Below are 18,240 nucleotides of genomic sequence, written 5' to 3' on the forward strand. Positions count from 1 at the left end.
GAATTTTTGCGGCTTTAGAAGGCCATGGCTATAAACTTTGCGTGTACCGTAGGCAGTCTCGCGGAGAAATGCCGTAGTCGATTGCAGCTGAACGGCGCGTGGCGGAGTTGATGGGGGTGCTGGCGCGCCACCCGCGCAGCGTTTCGCTGGCCAGCCAGCGTGCCTTGCAGCAGCCCGGTGAACTCGGTGAGGACCCGGCCATCGCACCGGAACCGCGTGTGGTATTGCGGACCAGCAGCTTCCACCCGCAAGCCTGGAACCCCGAGGCGCGGTGCGGGTATCGGTGTTGCGCGAGAATTACGAGCGTGAACACCGCGAAGCGGACTTTCCTGCCAGCCTGCTGCGCAAGCGCGACCATGCCGAACAGATTGCGCTTTACCGGGGCGAGGCGGTCGAACGCGAGCACCTGGCCGAGCGTTTTCGCGCCATCGCCGGCAACTGGCGCCAACTGATGGGGCGTGAACGCAATCTCAGCCTGTTTACCGTCTCTTATGAACGCTTGAGCCTGATCATCCCGGTGTTTTCCGCCTTGCCAGCCTTTATGGCCAAGACCATCACCCTGGGTGGGCTGATGCAGATCCGCAGTGCCTTCAACGCGGTGCACGGCTCGCTCAGTTGGTTCATCAAGCTTTATCACAAGCTGGTGCGTTGGAGCGCTGCATTGCAGCGGCTGGAGCAGTTCGAGCAGGCGATCACTGCCAGCCCTAGGCAGGCCGTCACTGCCACGCAGGGTGATTGCCTGTGTACGCGGGGGCTGACGCTCTGCCGGCCCGATGGCAGTGCCATGCTGCGCGATTTGGACCTGCAAGCAGGGCAGGGCCAGTGGCTACGGCTGGGTGGGCGCAGCGGGGTTGGCAAGTCGACCCTGCTGCGCACCTTGCAGGGGCTTTGGCCCTACTGCCTGGGCGAGTGGCAGCTGCCACCGGGGCGCAGCTTGCTGCTACCGCAAAAGCCCTACATGCCGCACATGAGCCTGCGCGCGTTACTGGCTTATCCACAGGTGCAGTCGATAGACGATCTGCAGTTGATCGATGTGCTGGGCAAGGTGGGGCTGGGAGCCCTGACGGGGCAACTGGACAAGCAGGCTGAGTGGGCACGCGTGCTTTCCGGCGGGGAGCAGCAGCGCTTAAGCCTGGCGCGGGCGTTACTGTACCGGCCGGATACCTTGTACCTGGATGAGGCGACCAGCCAGCTGGATCTGGGCAGTGCCCGGGGCTTGCTGGAAATGCTCAGGCGGGAGTTGCCGGGGTGTACGGTGGTGGGTGTGACTCACCAGGAAGGGCTGGCGCGGCTGTTCGACCGCACTGCAGCGCTGGAGAAACTGGCCGAGCCTGTGTAGGGCAGGCCTGGCCCTATTGCCGGCAAGGCAGCCCCCACAGGTGCTGCACAGGCCTGGAGTTTTGTGTGATCACTGTGGGACTTGGATTGCCGTCGATAGGGCCAGTACAGAAAACATGAATCAGGCCCGCTTGTTGAAACTCGCAAGCGCCGGCAACAACTGCTTGTCGATGGCCTGGCGCACCGCCGGCAGAATCGTCGCACTGCCGGTATACATCTGCTCGACCATGCCCTTGAGTGCCCGCGCATTGGGCTCGGTCAACCCGCGCACCACCGCCTCGCAGGCCTGCTCGGCACTGGCCCCGGCTGGGATATCGAACCCGCGCGCGCGCAGTTGGCCGGCGAGGTCGTCCTGATCAATCAAATCCGCATGCATCATGGCTGTTGTCCCTTTTATCGCTAAGAGAGTGCTGCTGTGATTTACGACTGATTCTGTGACGAGTGCGACATACCCGCAACAACAGAATACCGGCATGGCTGCTTTGGCTAACAACAGGTCGTTTACGGCTAAATTCGCCGGGTCGCAACTGCGCACACTCACGCCATCTACCGCAACGGAGGGTTTGGTCACCTTCTTCATGCACAGTGGATGTTGCTCGCTCTTGGCCCCGGATGCTCACGGCTTTCCGGGGCAATTTTTTTGGTTCATGCCAGACCTGGCATTTTTGCCAGTTGTCTGCTCATCAGCGATTGGGTCCACTGCGGGGAAACCACAGGGAGTCAACAGCGATGGTCACGGTACGACTTTTTTTCAGATATTTGCTAGTGCTGACGTTAGTCAGCGCAGGTGGTTGTAAGGCGTTGGAGCCAGGTTTGGCTTCAGCTACGGCTGGGCCTTTGTACCAGCTACAGGCTACGCCGGCGCGCGACACGTTGAAGGCCACCGCCACCGGGAAGTTGGCCAGATTATTGGAAGATCCGGCGGCTGAGCAGGTGACATTGATAAACGCCAATCCACATTCGCTCGATGCGCACATAAAAACGCTGACGGTGAGCGTGCCTGGTGGCAACGCCGTGCAGTTCAATCAACGTCGAGCTGGAGCTGTTTTTGAAAACATCGACGGGTGGGTCGGCTACCGTCCCAATGATTGGAAGAGCAAAACGGGCTCTACTGCTGAAATCCCTGTCGACCCACTTTACTATCTATCCGTCGTGCGTAACGGTGAGAAGATTTGGGCCAACCTGACCTTCGGTGGCCAGCCTTATCGCATCGAGCCGATAGAGGGCAAGCAGCATGTACTGGTAAAGATCGACGAATCAAAACTTCCCAAAGAAGCCGAGCCAATACGTGAACAGGTGGATGTTGTAGAGCCGGTCTTACTCCGGGAACCTAGCCCTGCCCAGAGTGTGATTCGCGTACTTTTTGTTACCACCAACCAGCTACGCGAGAGATACCCTGACTTCCATGAGAAAACGCTTCTGGCATTGCAGGACGCTAATCAATACTTGGAAAACAGCCAAGTCAATGCGCGTTACGAAAATGCCGGCTTTTTCCCCGCGAGTTACGATGAGGGATCAAAAGATACTAAGACGATATTATACGATATGAAAAACAACGGTCCTGCCCTAGGCGCTACAATACACACGGTCAGGGAGGACGTGCGCGCCGATCTCGTCAGCATGCTCATTGTAAACAACGAATATTGCGGCTACGCGTTTATAGATAGTTCCAAAAGCAGCGCTTTTTCCACCGTCAATTGCTATGGCTCTTTGGCGCACGAGTTAGGACATAATTTGGGTGCGGACCATAATAACGAAGGTGAAAAATCGAGCTACGACTATGGTTATCGCCATCCGGAAGATCCCCGGTTCCGCACGATAATGTCATATGGGTGTGGGACAAGCTGCCCGGAAATCGCTTTTCATTCCAACCCCCGCCTTACTTATCAGAGCCAGCCGATGGGGACTGTCACCCACAATGATGTCGCGCGCCGCTTCAATGACCGCCGAGAAACGGTGGCGAATTTCTATGAAAACTACACAGCTGTCACGATAACGCTATACAAAGGGGAAAATTATCAAAGCCAAATATGTTCCTTCACGGCGGAAGTAGGTCACTATTACTCTTTTAATGACAGTCATCCCTGTGTGGCGGCACGCGATGAAGTCAGGTCGATGAAAGTCAGTGGTTTTAGAGGTGATCTTAGATACTATTTGTATCTTGAAGGGCAAAAAGGGGCAGTTCCAAATGGATTTTTTGGGACCTACGTCGGCGATTTTGATGTCCCCAACTTACGGTATTCTGCCCCAGGAAGTCTTCCGGAAGGCCTTGCAAGATTTCCAAATTTGTTCGGCACGACCATGGTCAGACTCGCCGTCACCGACGAAGGCCCACCAAATAAATAGATGCTTCAGGAGATTGCGACAAAAACCAAACAGGAACGCCACTTTGATAGATAATGTTTGTGCGGGCGAATACATCAAAAATTGGCGTACTTGTGGACGATATCAATACGTTGCTGCTGGAGCAGGGGTCAATCTTCCGGTAGGTGATTTTGCAGTACTGGACATTGCCAGGTATTCATGCGAGCCGCTGAATACCTGGCGACTCCTCTACCGGGCAAGACGCATCACTCTGGCAACGTGCTCGGGTGACGCCAAGTCCATCTGTGAATCCAGGATACTTTGCAGAGCCGCCTCGGTCTTCTGGGTAAATGGCGCAGATTTAGGCCCGGCCAAGTCCACATGCAGCAGCATCTGCTCACTGGCGGCCAGCACGTCTTCGAACCCCCCTCTGTGCAGGCTGTGATAAACGTGCAGACGCTTACGATCAAAGCCTAGGATGTGCGTCTGTACCCACACCTCGGTACCGAGTTTCACCTCGTGCAGGTAGTTGATATGCGCTTCCAGGGTGAACAGCGAGTTACCGCTTTGCCCACGGCTATCGGTATCCAGGCCAATGCGCTCCATCAGCGCGTCGGTGGCGTAGCTGAAAATGAGCATGTAGAAGGCATCGCGCAGATGCCCGTTGTAGTCGACCCAGTCCTCCTGGACTGGGGTGCGGTAGGTGATCAGTGCGGGCATCGCTTGCTCCTCAATCGCCAAAGGCCATGCCGTGTGTGGCTTTGCTGGTCTTCACCGCCTCCAGCACTGCCAGCAGGGTGTCATCACGATAGCACTCCAGCGCGGCGATGCTGCGCTCGCCCAGTTGCTCGGAGGTGCCGTCCACCACATCGTCGATCAGCTTGTCGGTCAGCTCCGGCGCTGGCAGGTAGGTCCAGGGCAGCTTCAGGGCAGGGCCGAACTGCGACATGAAGTGGCGCATACCGGCATCGCCACCGGCCAGGGTGTAGGTGAGGAAGGTACCCATGAACGACCAGCGCAGGCCGGCGCCGAAGCGGATGGCATCGTCGATCTCACCGGTGGTCGCCACACCGTCGTTGACCAGGTGCAGCGCCTCGCGCCACAGCGCTTCGAGCAGGCGGTCGGCGATGAAGCCTGGCACTTCCTTGCGCACGTGCAGTGGGCGCATGCCGAGTGCGGTGTAGATGGTTTTGGCGGCTTCAATGGCATCGGGTGAAGTGCGGGAACCGCCTACGATCTCGACCAGCGGCAGCAGGTACACCGGGTTGAACGGGTGGCCGACGACGCAGCGTTCAGGATGAGTGGACGACTCGTAGAACTCGCTGGGCAGCAGGCCCGAGGTGCTTGAACCGATGATCGCGTCAGGCTTGGCTGCGGCGCTGATTCTGGCGTGCAGGTCGAGTTTGAGGTCCAGCCGCTCTGGCGCGCTTTCCTGGATGAAGTCGGCGTTGCGCACGCATGCTTCGATGGTGCTGACGAACGTCAGCCGGCTCTGGGAGGCATCTTCGGCCAGGCCTTGCTTTTCGAGCGCTGGCCAGGCGTTGGCGATACGCTTGCGCAGTGCCTGTTCGGCGCCGGGAGCCGGGTCCCAGGCCACCACGTCCAGGCCGTGGGCGAGGGCGCGGGCGACCCAGCCGCTGCCGATCACGCCGCTACCCAGGGCGGCAAAGGTCTTTATCTCGGTGATGAAAGGCATATCGGTCTCCTGAAGGAATCAGCGGCGCTTGAGGTTCATTTTTTCCCGGCCTTCTGCCGGGCTGAGTACACGGCCGCCCATGCGGGTAATGATCTCGGCAGCGCGTTCCACCAGCTGGCCGTTGCTGGCCAGCACGCCGCGGTCCAGGTACAGGTTGTCTTCCAGGCCGACCCGCACGTTGCCGCCCAGCAGCACGGCCTGCGCAGCCATCGGCATTTGCATGCGGCCGATGCCGAAGCCGGCCCAAGTGACATTGGCTGGCAGGTTGTCGACCATCGCCTTCATGGTGGTGGTATCGGCCGGCGCGCCCCATGGGATGCCCAGGCACAGCTGGAACAGCGGGTCGTCCAGCAGGCCTTCCTTGATCATCTGTTTGGCGAACCACAGGTGGCCGGTGTCGAAGATTTCCAGCTCGGCCTTCACGCCCAGCTCGGTGATGCGTTTGGCGCCGGCGCGCAATTGCGCCGGCGTGGAAACATAGATGGCGTTGCCGTCGCCGAAGTTGAGGGTGCCGCAATCGAGCGTGCAGATCTCCGGCAGCAGGGCTTCGACGTGGGCCAGGCGCTCCAGCGGGCCGATCAGGTCGGTGCCGGGGCCGAACGCCATGGGCGACTCGCCCGGGCCGATTTCCAGGTCGCCACCCATGCCGGCGGTGAGGTTGACGATGATGTCCACGTCGGCTTCGCGGATGCGCTCCATGACCTCGCGGTACAGGTTCACGTCGCGGCTGAAACGGCCGGTTTGCGGGTCACGGACATGGCAGTGGACCACGGTGGCGCCGGCTTTGGCGGCCTCGACGGCGGCCTCGGCGATCTGCTTTGGGGTGACCGGGACCAGGTGGCTCTTGGCGACTGTGTCGCCGGCGCCGGTGAGGGCGCAGGTGATGATGACGTCGTGGTTCATGGTTGGGTTCCTTATTCTGGTCTGTGGTGGCCCAATCGCCGGCAAGCCGGCTCCCACAAGGTTCGCGGTGAACCCTGGTGGGAGATGACGCTGGGGGAGCCGGTTTGCGGGCGATCAGGCCCTGTCAGTTGGCGGTAAGCTTGAGGTTGTCCGCCGCAGGCTTGCCATCGAAGGTGGTGACCCCTTCAAGCCAGCGCGCCTTGTCCTCGGGGTGGTCCTTGAGCCATTGGCGCGCTGAATCCAGGGCGTCCTTGTGGTCGAGCAGCGGCTGCATCATGCGGCTCTCGTCTTCGGCGCTGAATTTCAGGTTGGCCAGCAGGCGATGGGCGTTGGGGCAGCGTTGGGCGTAGTCCGGCGCGGTGACGGTCCACACCGTGGCGCGGCCCTCGTCAGGGCCCAGGGCATCCTGGCTGTCGCCCAGGTAGACCATGTCGATGTTCACGTTCATCGGGTGCGGCGCCCAGCCGAAGAACACCACCGCCTGCTTGCGGCGCACGGCGCGGTCGACTGCGGCGAGCATGCCGGCCTCGCTGGACTCGACCAGTTGGAACTTGCCCAGGCCGAACTGGTTCTTGGCGATCATCGCCTTGATCTGGGTGTTGGCGCCGGACCCGGGTTCGATACCGTAGATCTTGCCGCCCAGCGCTTTCTCGAACTTGTGGATATCTGCGAAGCTTTTCAGACCTTTGTCGGCCAGGTACTTAGGTACGGCCAAGGTGGCCCTGGCATCCTCCAGGCTCGGTTGGTCGAGCACCTTGACCTGCCCGGCATCGATGAACGGTGTAATGGTCTGGGTCATGATCGGGTTCCAGTAACCCAGGAACATGTCCAGGCGCTTGTCGCGGATGCCGGCGAAGATGATCTGCTGCGAGGCGCTGGTCTGTTTGGTCTGGTAGCCCAGGCCGTCGAGCAACACTTGCGCCATGGCGCTGGTGGCGATGACGTCGGTCCAGTTGACCACGCCAAGGCGCACGTTCTTGCAGGCCGCAGGTTCGGCGGCGAAAAGCGGTGTGACAACGATGCTGCTCAGGGCAAGGGACAACAGGCTGCGGCGGATCAAGCTGTGCATGGTGGCTCTCCATCGGCAGTGCATATTGTTATTGAGGGCGGCCTCTGCGGACCGTGTGAATACGCTACGCTGGCGGCAGGGTGGAAAATCGCACCCTGGCGACCAACATTTGCACGGAAGCGACCACCTGCGACGTGGAGCACGCAATGCCGCAACTGATCCATTTCCTGCTGCTGCCGGGGTTCTCGGCCATGGGCTTCATCAGTGCCCTGGAGCCGCTGCGCGTGGCCAACCGGTTCAAAGGGCCTTCGTACCGCTGGCGTGTGTTGAGCCTGGATGGCGGCGCAGTGGAGGCCAGTAACGGCATGTCGGTGAATGCCGATGGTGCGCTGGGGGAAGGGGAGGCGGGTGCAATACTGTTGATCGTCGCCGGCTTCGAGCCGTTGCGGTGCTACGGCCCGGCGCTGCAGCAGGCGTTGCGCCGCCTCGATCACGAAGGCGTGATTCTCGGCGGCATCGATACCGGCCCCGTGGTGCTCGCCGAAGCGGGCCTGCTCGACGGCCACCGCGCTACGTTGCATTGGGAAGCGCTGGACGCCTTCAAAGAGCGCTACCCTCGCTTGCATGCGACCCAGGAGCTGTTCGAGATCGACCGTCGGCGCATCACGTGCGCGGGCGGCACCGCCTCCATCGACCTGATGCTCGACCTGATTGCCCAAGCGCATGGCAGTGAGCTGGCCGTGCAGGTGTCCGAGCAGTTCGTACTCGGGCGAATCCGCCCGCGCCAGGACCACCAGCGCATGCAGATCGCCAGCCGCTATGGCATCAGCAACAAGAAGCTGGTGAAGGTGATCGGGGAGATGGAGCGCAACACCGAGCAGCCACTCAATACCCAAGTGCTTGCCGATGCGGTGCAGGTGACGCGGCGGCAGCTGGAGCGGCTGTTCCGCTTGCATCTGGATGACACGCCGAGTGGGTTTTATCTGCGTTTGCGGTTGGACAAGGCGCGGCAGTTGCTACGCCAGACTGACATGAGTGTGTTGGAGGTGGCGGTGGCGTGTGGGTTTGAATCGGCTTCGTACTTCACTCGTTGCTACCGGGCGCGGTACGAACTGTGCCCAAGGGAAGATCGGCTTATCAGGGCGGTTTGACTACACCTGCGTGATGCCGTGGAAGGATCATCTCCAAGAGGTGCACGAATGGGGGGCTCAGCAGGGCAAACAGGAGCCCCGATCAATTTCCGCCCAGGGGGGGGAGACGGATCGGGAGCGCTCAAGCATCAGGGTTGAGCAACACCAGGCTTGGCGTTTGCAGCCTCTGGACGCACTCGCGAGAAAGCAGGGCTTGATCAGCAGCATAGGGTTCCTATGGCGTTGATCGTTCACGCACGCGTGCCTGATCAATCCTCAGGGGCTGGTTCATCACTGTTTTGCGAGCCCAGGCTGCGCAAATACTCCGATCGCTCATCGCTACGCTGCGCAATACAGCTATTCCACGCTATCTGGAACGCCTTGCTACCCGCTCGCTCACCGTGGGTTTCGATTTTGCAATCGGCATCGCGCAATTGAGCCCAGACCTTTCTGGCAGACTCAATCTGCGACTGCAGGCCGGCGTCATCACCATACTGATCGAGCATCCGCTGCACCATGTCGTCATAGGCTGAGTTCAGTTCACGTTCGGCGGTCTGCTTGTTGAATTCCGCGCAGGCGAACGTCTGCTGGTCGGTGTCGACATTGTCGCAAGGCGTGCTTTCTTCCTCACCGGCCTGGGCCCCGCTCATGAAGGCCAGCAGCACCAGCCATGCCATTGATTTCATCCGTTTCTCCTCAACAGGCTGTTGAATCGCCGAGATTCTCGCTCAGGCGCAGGCTCGGCGATAGCTCCCCGGGCAAATGTTCATGCAACGGCCGAAAAGGGTCGTTATCGAGACTGTCTCGCATCCCCTGACGGCGTCCCAGACCCGCCATGTCGCGCATTGACGCTTTCGGCAAACCCCCTGTCGTTTTTGCATCGGGGCGCCCGCGGACACAGGCATATGCTGGCCCCAAAGCGCCGGCACAACGTTCGGTGCGAACCCACTCAATAAAAGGGGACAGCCTGATGAGCCCAGCCGAGCTTCACGCCGACAGCATCGTCATCGACGGTTTGATCATCGCCAAGTGGAACCGCGAACTGTTCGAGGATATGCGCAAAGGCGGGCTGACCGCAGCCAACTGCACGGTGTCGGTCTGGGAAGGCTTCAAGGCCACCGTCGACAACATCGCTGCGAGCCAGAAGCTTATCCGCGACAACAGCGACCTGGTGATGCCGGTGCGCACCACCGCCGACATCCGCAAGGCCAAGGAACTGGGCAAGACCGGGATCCTCTTCGGCTTCCAGAATGCTCACGCCTTCGAGGACCAGATCGCCTACGTGGATGTGTTCAAGCAGCTGGGCGTTGGCATCGTGCAGATGTGCTACAACACCCAGAACCTGGTCGGTACAGGCTGCTACGAGCGTGATGGCGGGCTGTCGGGTTTCGGTCGCGAAATCGTCGCCGAGATGAATCGCGTGGGCATCATGTGCGACCTGTCCCACGTTGGCTCCAAGACCTCCGAAGAGGTCATCCTGGAGTCGAAAAAGCCAGTCTGCTACTCCCACTGCCTGCCCTCGGGCCTCAAGGAGCACCCGCGCAACAAGTCGGACGAGGAGCTCAAGTTCATCGCCGACCATGGCGGTTTTGTCGGCGTGACCATGTTCGCACCGTTCCTGGCCAAGGGCATCGACTCCACCATCGACGACTACGCCGAAGCCATCGAGTACACCATGAACATCGTCGGTGAAGACGCCATCGGTATCGGCACCGACTTCACCCAGGGCCACGGCCAGGACTTCTTCGAGTACCTGACCCACGACAAGGGTTACGCCCGCCGCCTGACCAATTTCGGCAAGATCATCAACCCGCTGGGCATCCGCACCGTCGGCGAGTTCCCCAACCTCACCGAGACCTTGCTCAAGCGCGGCCACTCCGAGCGTGTGGTGCGCAAGATCATGGGCGAGAACTGGGTAAATGTCCTCAAGGACGTCTGGGGCGAGTAAGCCGCTCTCCAAGCCTCAAGGCCCCGGCCAGCAACGTCGGGGCAATCACACAAAATTTTTATGGAGTTGAGTTTCCATGGCCAAGATCGCCCCGCAATTGCCAATCGAAGTCGACAGCGAAACCGGTGTCTGGACCAGCGACGCCCTGCCGATGCTGTATGTGCCGCGCCATTTCTTCGTCAACAACCACATGGGTATCGAGGAAGTGCTGGGCGCCGACGCCTACGCCGAGATCCTCTACAAGGCTGGCTACAAGTCGGCCTGGCACTGGTGTGAAAAAGAAGCCGAGTGCCATGGCCTGGAAGGCGTGGCGGTGTTCGAGCACTACATGAAGCGCCTGTCCCAGCGTGGCTGGGGCCTGTTCGAAATCCAGGACATCGACCTGGACAAAGGCACCTGCAGCGTCAAGCTCAAGCACTCGGCGTTCGTGTACGTGTATGGCAAGTGCGGCCGTAAGGTCGACTACATGTTCACCGGCTGGTTCGCCGGCGCAATGGACCAGATTCTCGCTGCCCGTGGCAGCTCGATCCGCACCGTGGCCGAGCAGGTCTACGGCGGGTCGGAAGAAGGCCACGAAGATGGCCTGTTCGTTACAAAGCCGTTGTAAGCCGGAGATAGCGTCATGGCATTCGAAGCAATGTTCCAGCCGATCCAGATCGGCAAACTGACCATCCGCAACCGCGTGCTCAGCACCGCGCACGCCGAGGTCTACGCCACTGACGGCGGCATGACTACCGACCGCTATGTGAAGTATTACGAAGAAAAGGCCAAGGGCGGCATCGGCCTGGCGATCTGCGGCGGCTCGTCGGTGGTGGCCATCGACAGCCCGCAGGAATGGTGGTCATCGGTCAACCTGTCGACCGACCGCATCATCCCGCACTTCCAGAACCTGGCCGACGCCATGCACAAGCATGGCGCCAAGATCATGATCCAGATTACCCACATGGGTCGCCGCTCGCGCTGGGACGGTTTCAACTGGCCGACCCTGATGTCGCCTTCCGGCATCCGTGAGCCCGTGCACCGCGCCACCTGCAAGACCATCGAGGTGGAAGAGATCTGGCGGGTGATCGGCAACTACGCGCAAGCTGCGCGGCGCGCAAAAGAGGGCGGCCTGGACGGTATCGAATTGTCCGCTGTGCACCAGCACATGATCGACCAGTTCTGGAGCCCGCGGGTCAACAAACGTACTGACGAGTGGGGCGGCACCTTCGAAGGCCGCATGAAGTTCGGCCTGGAAGTGCTCAAGGCGGTGCGCGCCGAAGTCGGCGATGACTTCTGCGTGGGCATGCGTATCTGTGGTGACGAGTTCCACCCCGATGGCCTCAGCCACGAGGACATGAAGCAGATCGCCGCCTACTACGACGCTACCGGCATGATCGACTTCATCGGCGTGGTCGGCTCGGGTTGCGATACCCACAACACCCTGGCCAACGTCATCCCCAACATGAGCTACCCGCCAGAGCCGTTCCTGCACCTGGCTGCCGGCATCAAGGAAGTGGTCAAGGTCCCGGTGCTGCACGCGCAGAACATCAAAGACCCGAACCAGGCCACGCGCATTCTCGAAGGCGGCTACGTGGACATGGTCGGCATGACCCGTGCGCACATCGCTGACCCGCACCTGATCGCCAAGATCAAGATGGGGCAGATCGACCAGATCAAGCAGTGCGTCGGTGCCAACTATTGCATCGACCGGCAGTACCAGGGCCTGGATGTGCTGTGCATCCAGAACGCTGCGACCTCCCGTGAATACATGGGCGTGCCGCACATCATCGAGAAGACCACCGGCGTCAAGCGCAAGGTGGTGGTAGTCGGTGCCGGCCCGGCCGGTATGGAGGCAGCCCGCGTGGCAGCCGAACGCGGCCACGACGTGACCCTGTTCGAGAAGAAGGACCAGATCGGCGGGCAGATCACCATCGCCGCCAAGGCGCCGCAGCGTGACCAGATTGCCGGTATCACCCGCTGGTACCAGTTGGAGCTGGCGCGCCTGAAGGTCGACCTGCGCCTGGGCACTGCCGCTGATGTGGCCACCATCGAGGACCTGCGCCCGGACGTGATCGTGCTGGCAGTAGGCGGGCACTCGTTCCTGGAGCAGAACGAGCACTGGGGCGCTGCCGAAGGCTTGGTGGTCAGCAGCTGGGACGTGCTCGACGGCAAGGTCGCGCCGGGCAAGAACGTGCTGGTGTACGACACCATCTGCGAATTCACCGGTATGTCGGTGGCCGACTTCATCGCCGACAAGGGCAGCCAGGTCGAAATCGTCACCGACGACATCAAGCCGGGCGTGGCCATGGGCGGCACGACCTTCCCGACCTACTACCGCAGCATGTACCCCAAAGAAGTGATCATGACCGGCGACATGATGCTGGAAAAGGTCTACCGCGAAGGCGACAAGCTGGTGGCGGTGCTGGAGAACGAATACACCGGCGCCAAGGAAGAACGCGTGGTCGACCAAGTGGTGGTCGAGAACGGTGTGCGTCCTGACGAAGCACTGTACTACGCGCTCAAGGAAGGCTCGCGCAACAAGGGCCAGATCGATGTGGAGGCGCTGTTCGCCATCAAGCCACAGCCGATCCTCAGCCAGCCGGGCGAAGGTTACCTGCTGTACCGCATCGGCGACTGCGTGGCCCAGCGCAACGTGCATGCGGCGATCTACGACGCCTTGCGGCTGTGCAAGGACTTCTGAAGCAGCGGCAAGCTTCAAGCGGCAAGCTGCAAGAAGAAGCCATCGTTGTCGCCTTCGCTTGCAACTGAAGTCTTGAGAGTTGCTTGGGAATGACTCTGTAACGCAGAGGTGATCTGCAAGGTACAAGCGGTAGGCAGAAGCTCCCTGGGCTTCTGCTTGCAGCTTGCGGCTTGCAGCTTGCAGCTGAAAAAGGTGCCTGCCATGTTGAACACCCTATTACCCATCCTGCTGTTCGCTGCCCTTGGCCTGGCGGTGCTCGGCGCCCTGCGCCGGGTGCGCATGTGGCGGCGTGGCCGAGCCTCCAAGGTCGATCTTCTCGGCGGCCTGCTGGCCATGCCGCGCCGCTACCTCGTGGACCTGCACCACGTGGTCGAGCGCGACAAGTACATGTCCAAGACCCACGTGGCCACTGCGGGCGGCTTTGTGCTGTCGGCGGTGCTGGCAATCCTAGTGCACGGCTTTGGCCTGCAGAGCAAGATCCTTGGCTACGCCTTGCTGGTGGCCACCGTGATCATGTTCACCGGTGCCATCTTCGTCTTCAAACGCCGGCTCAACCCGCCATCGCGCCTGTCCAAAGGCCCGTGGATGCGCCTGCCGAAAAGCCTGCTGGTGTTCGCCGCAAGCTTCTTCATTGCTACCTTGCCGGTAGCCGGCATCCTGCCGGCCAACACGGGCGGCTGGGTGATGGTCGCGATACTTGGCCTGGGCGTGCTGTGGGGCGTGTCGGAGCTGTTCTTCGGCATGACCTGGGGCGGCCCGATGAAACACGCCTTCGCCGGCGCCCTGCACCTGGCTTGGCACCGCCGCGCCGAACGCTTTGGCGGTGGCCGCTCGACCGGCCTGAAACCGCTGGACCTGGAAGACCGCAATGCCCCGCTGGGCGTGGAAAAGCCGGTGGACTTCACCTGGAACCAGCTGCTGGGTTTCGACGCCTGCGTGCAATGCGGCAAATGTGAGGCGATGTGCCCGGCGTTCGCCGCCGGCCAGCCGCTGAACCCGAAAAAACTCATTCAGGACATGGTCATCGGCCTGGCCGGTGGCACCGACGCCACGTTCGCCGGCAGCCCGTACCCTGGCAAGCCGATCGGTGAACACGGCGGTAATCCACACCAACCGATCGTCAATGGCCTGGTCGACGCCGAAACCCTATGGTCGTGCACCACCTGCCGTGCCTGCGTCGAGGAATGCCCGATGATGATCGAGCACGTCGATGCCATCGTCGACATGCGCCGCCACCTCACCCTGGAAAAGGGCGCGACCCCAAACAAGGGCGCCGAGGTGCTGGACAACCTGATCGCTACCGACAACCCGGGCGGTTTCGCCCCTGGGGGCCGGATGAACTGGGCGGCAGACCTGAACCTGAACCTGCTGTCTGACGTGAAAACCACCGAAGTGCTGTTCTGGGTAGGTGACGGCGCGTTCGACATGCGCAACCAGCGCACCCTGCGTTCGTTCGTCAAAGTACTCAAGGCCTCGGGCGTGGACTTTGCCGTGCTCGGCCTGGAAGAACGTGACAGCGGCGACGTGGCGCGCCGCCTGGGTGACGAAGCGACCTTCCAGCAACTGGCCAAACGCAATATCCAGACCCTGGCCAAGTACAAGTTCCAGCGCATCGTCACCTGCGATCCGCACAGCTTCCATGTGCTGAAGAACGAGTACGGCGCACTGGGCGGCGACTACCCGGTGCAGCACCACAGCACCTACATCGCCGAACTGATCGCAGCCGGGAAGCTCAACCTCGGGCAGCACAAGGGCGGCAGCGTCACCTATCACGATCCGTGCTACCTGGGCCGCTACAACGGCGAATACGAGGCCCCGCGCCAAGTGTTGCAGGCGCTGGGCATCGAAGTGCGCGAAATGCAGCGCTCGGGGTTCCGTTCCCGCTGCTGTGGCGGTGGTGGCGGTGCGCCGATCACCGACATCCCGGGTAAGCAGCGTATTCCCGACATGCGCATGGATGACATCCGCGAGACCCAGGCTGAACTGGTGGCGGTCGGCTGCCCACAGTGCACTGCGATGCTCGAAGGGGTGGTCGAACCGCGCCCACAGATCAAGGACCTCGCCGAGTTGGTAGCCGATGTGCTGATCGAAGAGGAAACGCCCGCGGCCCCAAAGTCGCTAACGGTTGAACGTGAACCTGCGGAGGTGCACTGATGAGCGACATCATCCGCCGCGACCCACGCGCCGAGTGGATCGCCCGTAACCGCCTGCACCCGCTGCATGCGGCGCTACAGACGCAACAGACTCGCTGGATGGGGCCCAGTGGCCTCACGCGCAAAAATCCGCATGCCATCGCCGCCGGTTTCATCGGCCCCAATGGGCTCAAGCGTATCGACCGCAGCGGTGCCCAACAGGGCACCGGGGGCGGCGGGCGGCGTAGCGCGCCGGCCGAAGTGCAATTGCCGCTGCATCAGGTTGCAGCGCCTGCGTTCTACATCGCCGTGGTGCCCGACATGGTCGGTGGCCGCCTGAGCAGCCACGACCGCGACTTGCTCGGCCTGGCCCATAGCCTGGCCGGCAGCGATGGCGCGGTGTTGGCCGTGGTGTTTGGCGAGCACAAGGAAAGCACGTTTTCCACAGCTGGTGTCGATCGCCTGCTGGTTATGGAAGGTGACGCGTTCGAAGGCTATGCACCTGAGCAACTGGTGCAAGGGCTGCGGGCTGTGGATAACCAGTTCACGCCACGCCACTGGCTGTTGCCCGATAGCCGCACCGGTGGTGGCGAACTGGGCCGGCGCTTCGCTGCTGCCTTGGGCGAGCGCCCGGCGACGCGGGTTTGGCAGGTCAAGGACGGCCAGTGCATCGGCCGTGCCGGCGCGGGCCAGCAGGACCTGCAACGCGCCATGCCACGGTTGATCCTGGCTGCGGCGGAATGTGCCGAACCTGTCAGCGAAACCCGCCATGAAGCGCTGCCAGTGGAGTTGTCCACAAGCGTTGCACGCAGCCTGTCGCGTATCGAGGACCTCGGCTCGGTGGCCGTGGACCCGGCCACCATTGCCATGGCCGAATCCGAGTTCATCGTATCGGGCGGTAATGGCGTCAAAGACTGGGACCTGTACCACAAGGCGACCGCAGCCCTCGGCGCTACCGAAGGCGCCTCGCGCGTGGCAGTGGACGACGGCTTCATGCCGCGTAACCGCCAGGTGGGTGCTACCGGTACCTGGGTCACCGCACGGGTCTACGTGGCGGTGGGTATCTCGGGCGCGATCCAGCACCTGCAGGGCATCGGCGCTTGCGACAAGGTGGTGGCGATCAACATGGACCCGGGCTGCGACATGATCAAACGGGCCGACCTGTCGGTGATTGGCGACAGCTCGGCGATTCTCAAGGCACTGATCGAGGCTGTGGACAACTACCGCAGCGGCGGCCAGCGCGACGCGGCATAAGGGCACGAGCATGAGTACGAAAGTGATCAGCCTGGTTTCCATCGGGGCCCACCCAAGCTCCGGCCGCGCCCGGCGCGCTGAGCAGGATGCGCGCGCGGTGGAACTGGGTTTGCAGCTGGCTGGGGATAACTTGCAGGTGGTGCATGCTGGCGACCCACAGGAAGAAGCATTGCGCGCCTACCTGGGCATGGGCCTGGATCACCTGGATGTGCTGGAGCAGCCCGCCGGAGCCGATGTGCTGGGCGTGCTGGGCGATTACCTGCGCGACGCCGGGGCACAGCTGGTGCTGACCGGCAGCCAGGCCGAGACGGGTGAGGGCTCGGGCATGTTGCCCTTCCTGTTGGCCGAAAAGCTTGGCTGGCCATTGATCGTGGGGCTGGCCGAGGTGGAGTCGATTGAAAACGGCACCGCCCAGGTATTGCAGGCGCTGCCGCGTGGTCAGCGGCGCCGGCTGAAAGTGCGCCTGCCGTTGCTGGCGACTGTGGATAACGCCGCGCCCAAGCCGCGCCAGAGCGCATTCGGGCCGGCGCGCCGGGGTGTGCTGGCGGCGCGCAATGTGGCGATCGTCGAGGATGATCTGCTGGCCGAGGCCGAGTTGCAGCCGGCACGGCCACGGCCCAAGCGGCTCAAGGTGATCAAGGCCAAGAGCGGCGCCGACCGCATGAAGGCTGCGACCGCCAAGGCCAGTGGTGGTGGCGGCAAGGTGCTGAAGGATGTTTCGCCACAGGAAGGCGCCGAGGCCATCCTCAAGCTGCTGGTGGAAGAGGGCGTGCTGCGCTGAAGCCCTACAGGCTCGCCGCCAAGGCCGCCCTCACGCTGTGGGGGCGGCCTTGCCCCGCGCGCACAGGCGCACCCGGTGCCATGCACCGCGGCTGCTTCGCAGGGCAACCCCGCTCCCCCAACTTCTGATCTGCTGCATGCACCTTCTGCCTGTGCATAAGTCCATCCTGTTCCCCACTCCACCGCTGGCTTTGGCGAAACTGGCCCAACCATCGGGTGCAACTTTTTTTTTGCTCACGGAATCTGTTCGCCAAGGTGTGGATAAAGTGTTGGTGCATGGCTGGAGGCTATACATATAGGGGCTTGCAGAACTTTGATCATAAATTGATCAGGTCTTAGCCGGGTTAATCAAACGCTGATAGCCTATCTCCGGGTGGTTTTGCCCACAATCGCTGTTGGCGGGTCTGTGGATAAGCTGTCCGGTACTACTTGGAAGCCGCGCAGGTCGTGGCTTGTGAGGAATTGATTACAAAATGATCAAATGGGCGGCGAGTGTCTCCTGATCCATGATTATCAGGGCCTTGAATCGCTTATCCACAGAAGCGAAGCTGTATTGCCGCTTTTTGCTCACAAACTCTGTTGGTGTCTCTGTGGACAAGGTGTATGAACATCGCTGTAGCCCAGAAAGCGTGGGGCCTTGATAGGATTGGTTGAATAGTGACCAGTTGCCGGCCTGTCATTTTTGCCAGTACGCAAATACAACGTCCCTCATTATCCTGACCACACGTTCTGTGAATTGTGGATAACCATGAAGACATTACTGCTAAGCGTCGACCGCCAGCGCTCTGTATTGGGTAGGGGGGGGCACGAGGCGCTCGCTTATTCGCCTTATGGCGCCTCAGGTACCGCACTGATACCAGGGCTGGGTTTCTGTGGTCAGCGCCCGGATCCGCTCACAGGCTGTTATGCCCTGGGCAATGGTCGCCGCTTCTACAGTCCGAGCCTGAGGCGGTTTATCAGCGCTGACCCGCTAAGCCCGTTCGGCAAGGGAGGTATCCATGCATACGCCTATTGTGGCGGCGATCCCGTGAATCGCCATGACCCAAGCGGGGCGTTCTGGGGC

At 61.5% G+C, this 18,240-nt stretch carries 15 protein-coding genes and 1 pseudogene; 10 read left to right on the forward strand and 6 right to left on the reverse strand.

Annotated elements, in window-relative coordinates:
- The first annotated feature begins 286 nt into the window (after window positions 1–286).
- The gene (locus ACIPZC_RS24560) at window positions 287–1,339 is read left to right on the forward strand and encodes an ABC transporter ATP-binding protein/permease (protein ID WP_400630073.1); all 1,053 of its coding nucleotides are present in this window, start codon (window positions 287–289) and stop codon (window positions 1,337–1,339) included.
- 120 nt (window positions 1,340–1,459) lie between these two features.
- Here ACIPZC_RS24560 and ACIPZC_RS24565 read toward each other — a convergent pair whose 3' ends face one another.
- Window positions 1,460–1,717: a hypothetical protein gene (locus ACIPZC_RS24565; RefSeq protein ID WP_039604371.1), complete on the reverse strand. Its 258-nt coding sequence runs from the start codon at window positions 1,715–1,717 to the stop codon at window positions 1,460–1,462.
- 350 nt (window positions 1,718–2,067) lie between these two features.
- Between ACIPZC_RS24565 and ACIPZC_RS24570 the strand changes: the two genes are divergently transcribed.
- Window positions 2,068–3,684, forward strand: coding sequence for a reprolysin-like metallopeptidase (locus ACIPZC_RS24570; protein WP_400630075.1), 1,617 nt, complete (start codon window positions 2,068–2,070; stop codon window positions 3,682–3,684).
- Window positions 3,685–3,891: 207 nt separating this feature from the next.
- Here the strand turns inward: ACIPZC_RS24570 and ACIPZC_RS24575 are convergent, their stop codons facing one another.
- From ACIPZC_RS24575 to choX, 4 genes are all read right to left on the reverse strand, one after another.
- Window positions 3,892–4,362 carry a thioesterase family protein gene (locus ACIPZC_RS24575; RefSeq protein WP_400630077.1) on the reverse strand — a complete coding sequence of 157 codons (471 nt, stop codon included), beginning with the start codon at window positions 4,360–4,362 and terminating at the stop codon, window positions 3,892–3,894.
- A gap of 10 nt (window positions 4,363–4,372) precedes the next feature.
- Window positions 4,373–5,338, reverse strand: a complete 966-nt coding sequence (locus ACIPZC_RS24580; RefSeq protein WP_400630079.1) for an L-carnitine dehydrogenase — start codon at window positions 5,336–5,338, stop codon at window positions 4,373–4,375.
- An 18-nt stretch (window positions 5,339–5,356) separates the two neighbouring features.
- Window positions 5,357–6,241: a 3-keto-5-aminohexanoate cleavage protein gene (locus ACIPZC_RS24585; RefSeq protein ID WP_400630081.1), complete on the reverse strand. Its 885-nt coding sequence runs from the start codon at window positions 6,239–6,241 to the stop codon at window positions 5,357–5,359.
- A gap of 124 nt (window positions 6,242–6,365) precedes the next feature.
- Entirely contained in the window at window positions 6,366–7,310 is a 945-nt protein-coding gene (gene choX / locus ACIPZC_RS24590; protein ID WP_400630083.1) for a choline ABC transporter substrate-binding protein, read from the reverse strand.
- A gap of 146 nt (window positions 7,311–7,456) precedes the next feature.
- Between choX and ACIPZC_RS24595 the strand changes: the two genes are divergently transcribed.
- Window positions 7,457–8,401: a GlxA family transcriptional regulator gene (locus tag ACIPZC_RS24595; RefSeq protein ID WP_400630085.1), complete on the forward strand. Its 945-nt coding sequence runs from the start codon at window positions 7,457–7,459 to the stop codon at window positions 8,399–8,401.
- Window positions 8,402–8,649: 248 nt separating this feature from the next.
- On the opposite strand, the gene ACIPZC_RS24600 is transcribed toward ACIPZC_RS24595, so the two are convergent.
- A complete protein-coding gene (locus ACIPZC_RS24600; protein ID WP_241805600.1) occupies window positions 8,650–9,066 on the reverse strand; it encodes a lysozyme inhibitor LprI family protein in 417 nt (138 codons plus the stop codon).
- A gap of 284 nt (window positions 9,067–9,350) precedes the next feature.
- On the opposite strand from ACIPZC_RS24600, the gene ACIPZC_RS24605 reads away from it, so the two are divergent.
- The 7 genes and pseudogenes from ACIPZC_RS24605 to ACIPZC_RS24635 all read left to right on the forward strand — a co-directional run.
- Window positions 9,351–10,328 carry a dipeptidase gene (locus ACIPZC_RS24605; protein WP_003257506.1) on the forward strand — a complete coding sequence of 326 codons (978 nt, stop codon included), beginning with the start codon at window positions 9,351–9,353 and terminating at the stop codon, window positions 10,326–10,328.
- 76 nt (window positions 10,329–10,404) lie between these two features.
- Window positions 10,405–10,935 (forward strand): DUF5943 domain-containing protein, encoded by a 531-nt coding sequence (locus ACIPZC_RS24610; protein WP_012316656.1) that lies wholly within the window; start codon window positions 10,405–10,407, stop codon window positions 10,933–10,935.
- 15 nt (window positions 10,936–10,950) lie between these two features.
- Complete coding sequence (dgcA, locus tag ACIPZC_RS24615; RefSeq protein ID WP_400630088.1) at window positions 10,951–13,011, forward strand: dimethylglycine demethylation protein DgcA; 2,061 nt, start codon at window positions 10,951–10,953, stop codon at window positions 13,009–13,011.
- Window positions 13,012–13,212: 201 nt separating this feature from the next.
- Entirely contained in the window at window positions 13,213–15,165 is a 1,953-nt protein-coding gene (gene dgcB, locus ACIPZC_RS24620; protein WP_241805605.1) for a dimethylglycine demethylation protein DgcB, read from the forward strand.
- Window positions 15,165–16,397 (forward strand): electron transfer flavoprotein subunit alpha/FixB family protein, encoded by a 1,233-nt coding sequence (locus tag ACIPZC_RS24625; protein ID WP_400630091.1) that lies wholly within the window; start codon window positions 15,165–15,167, stop codon window positions 16,395–16,397. Before dgcB ends, ACIPZC_RS24625 begins: the two co-directional genes overlap by 1 nt.
- Before the next feature lie 10 nt (window positions 16,398–16,407).
- Entirely contained in the window at window positions 16,408–17,178 is a 771-nt protein-coding gene (locus ACIPZC_RS24630) for an electron transfer flavoprotein subunit beta (protein WP_019096849.1), read from the forward strand.
- Between the two features lie 747 nt (window positions 17,179–17,925).
- Window positions 17,926–18,216 (forward strand): annotated as a pseudogene (locus ACIPZC_RS24635) (RHS repeat-associated core domain-containing protein); the annotation flags it as partial.
- Window positions 18,217–18,240: the final 24 nt, after the last annotated feature.

The sequence above is a fragment of the Pseudomonas sp. NPDC089743 genome (genome assembly GCF_044748785.1).
In the GTDB taxonomy this organism is placed as follows: domain Bacteria; phylum Pseudomonadota; class Gammaproteobacteria; order Pseudomonadales; family Pseudomonadaceae; genus Aquipseudomonas; species Aquipseudomonas putida_X.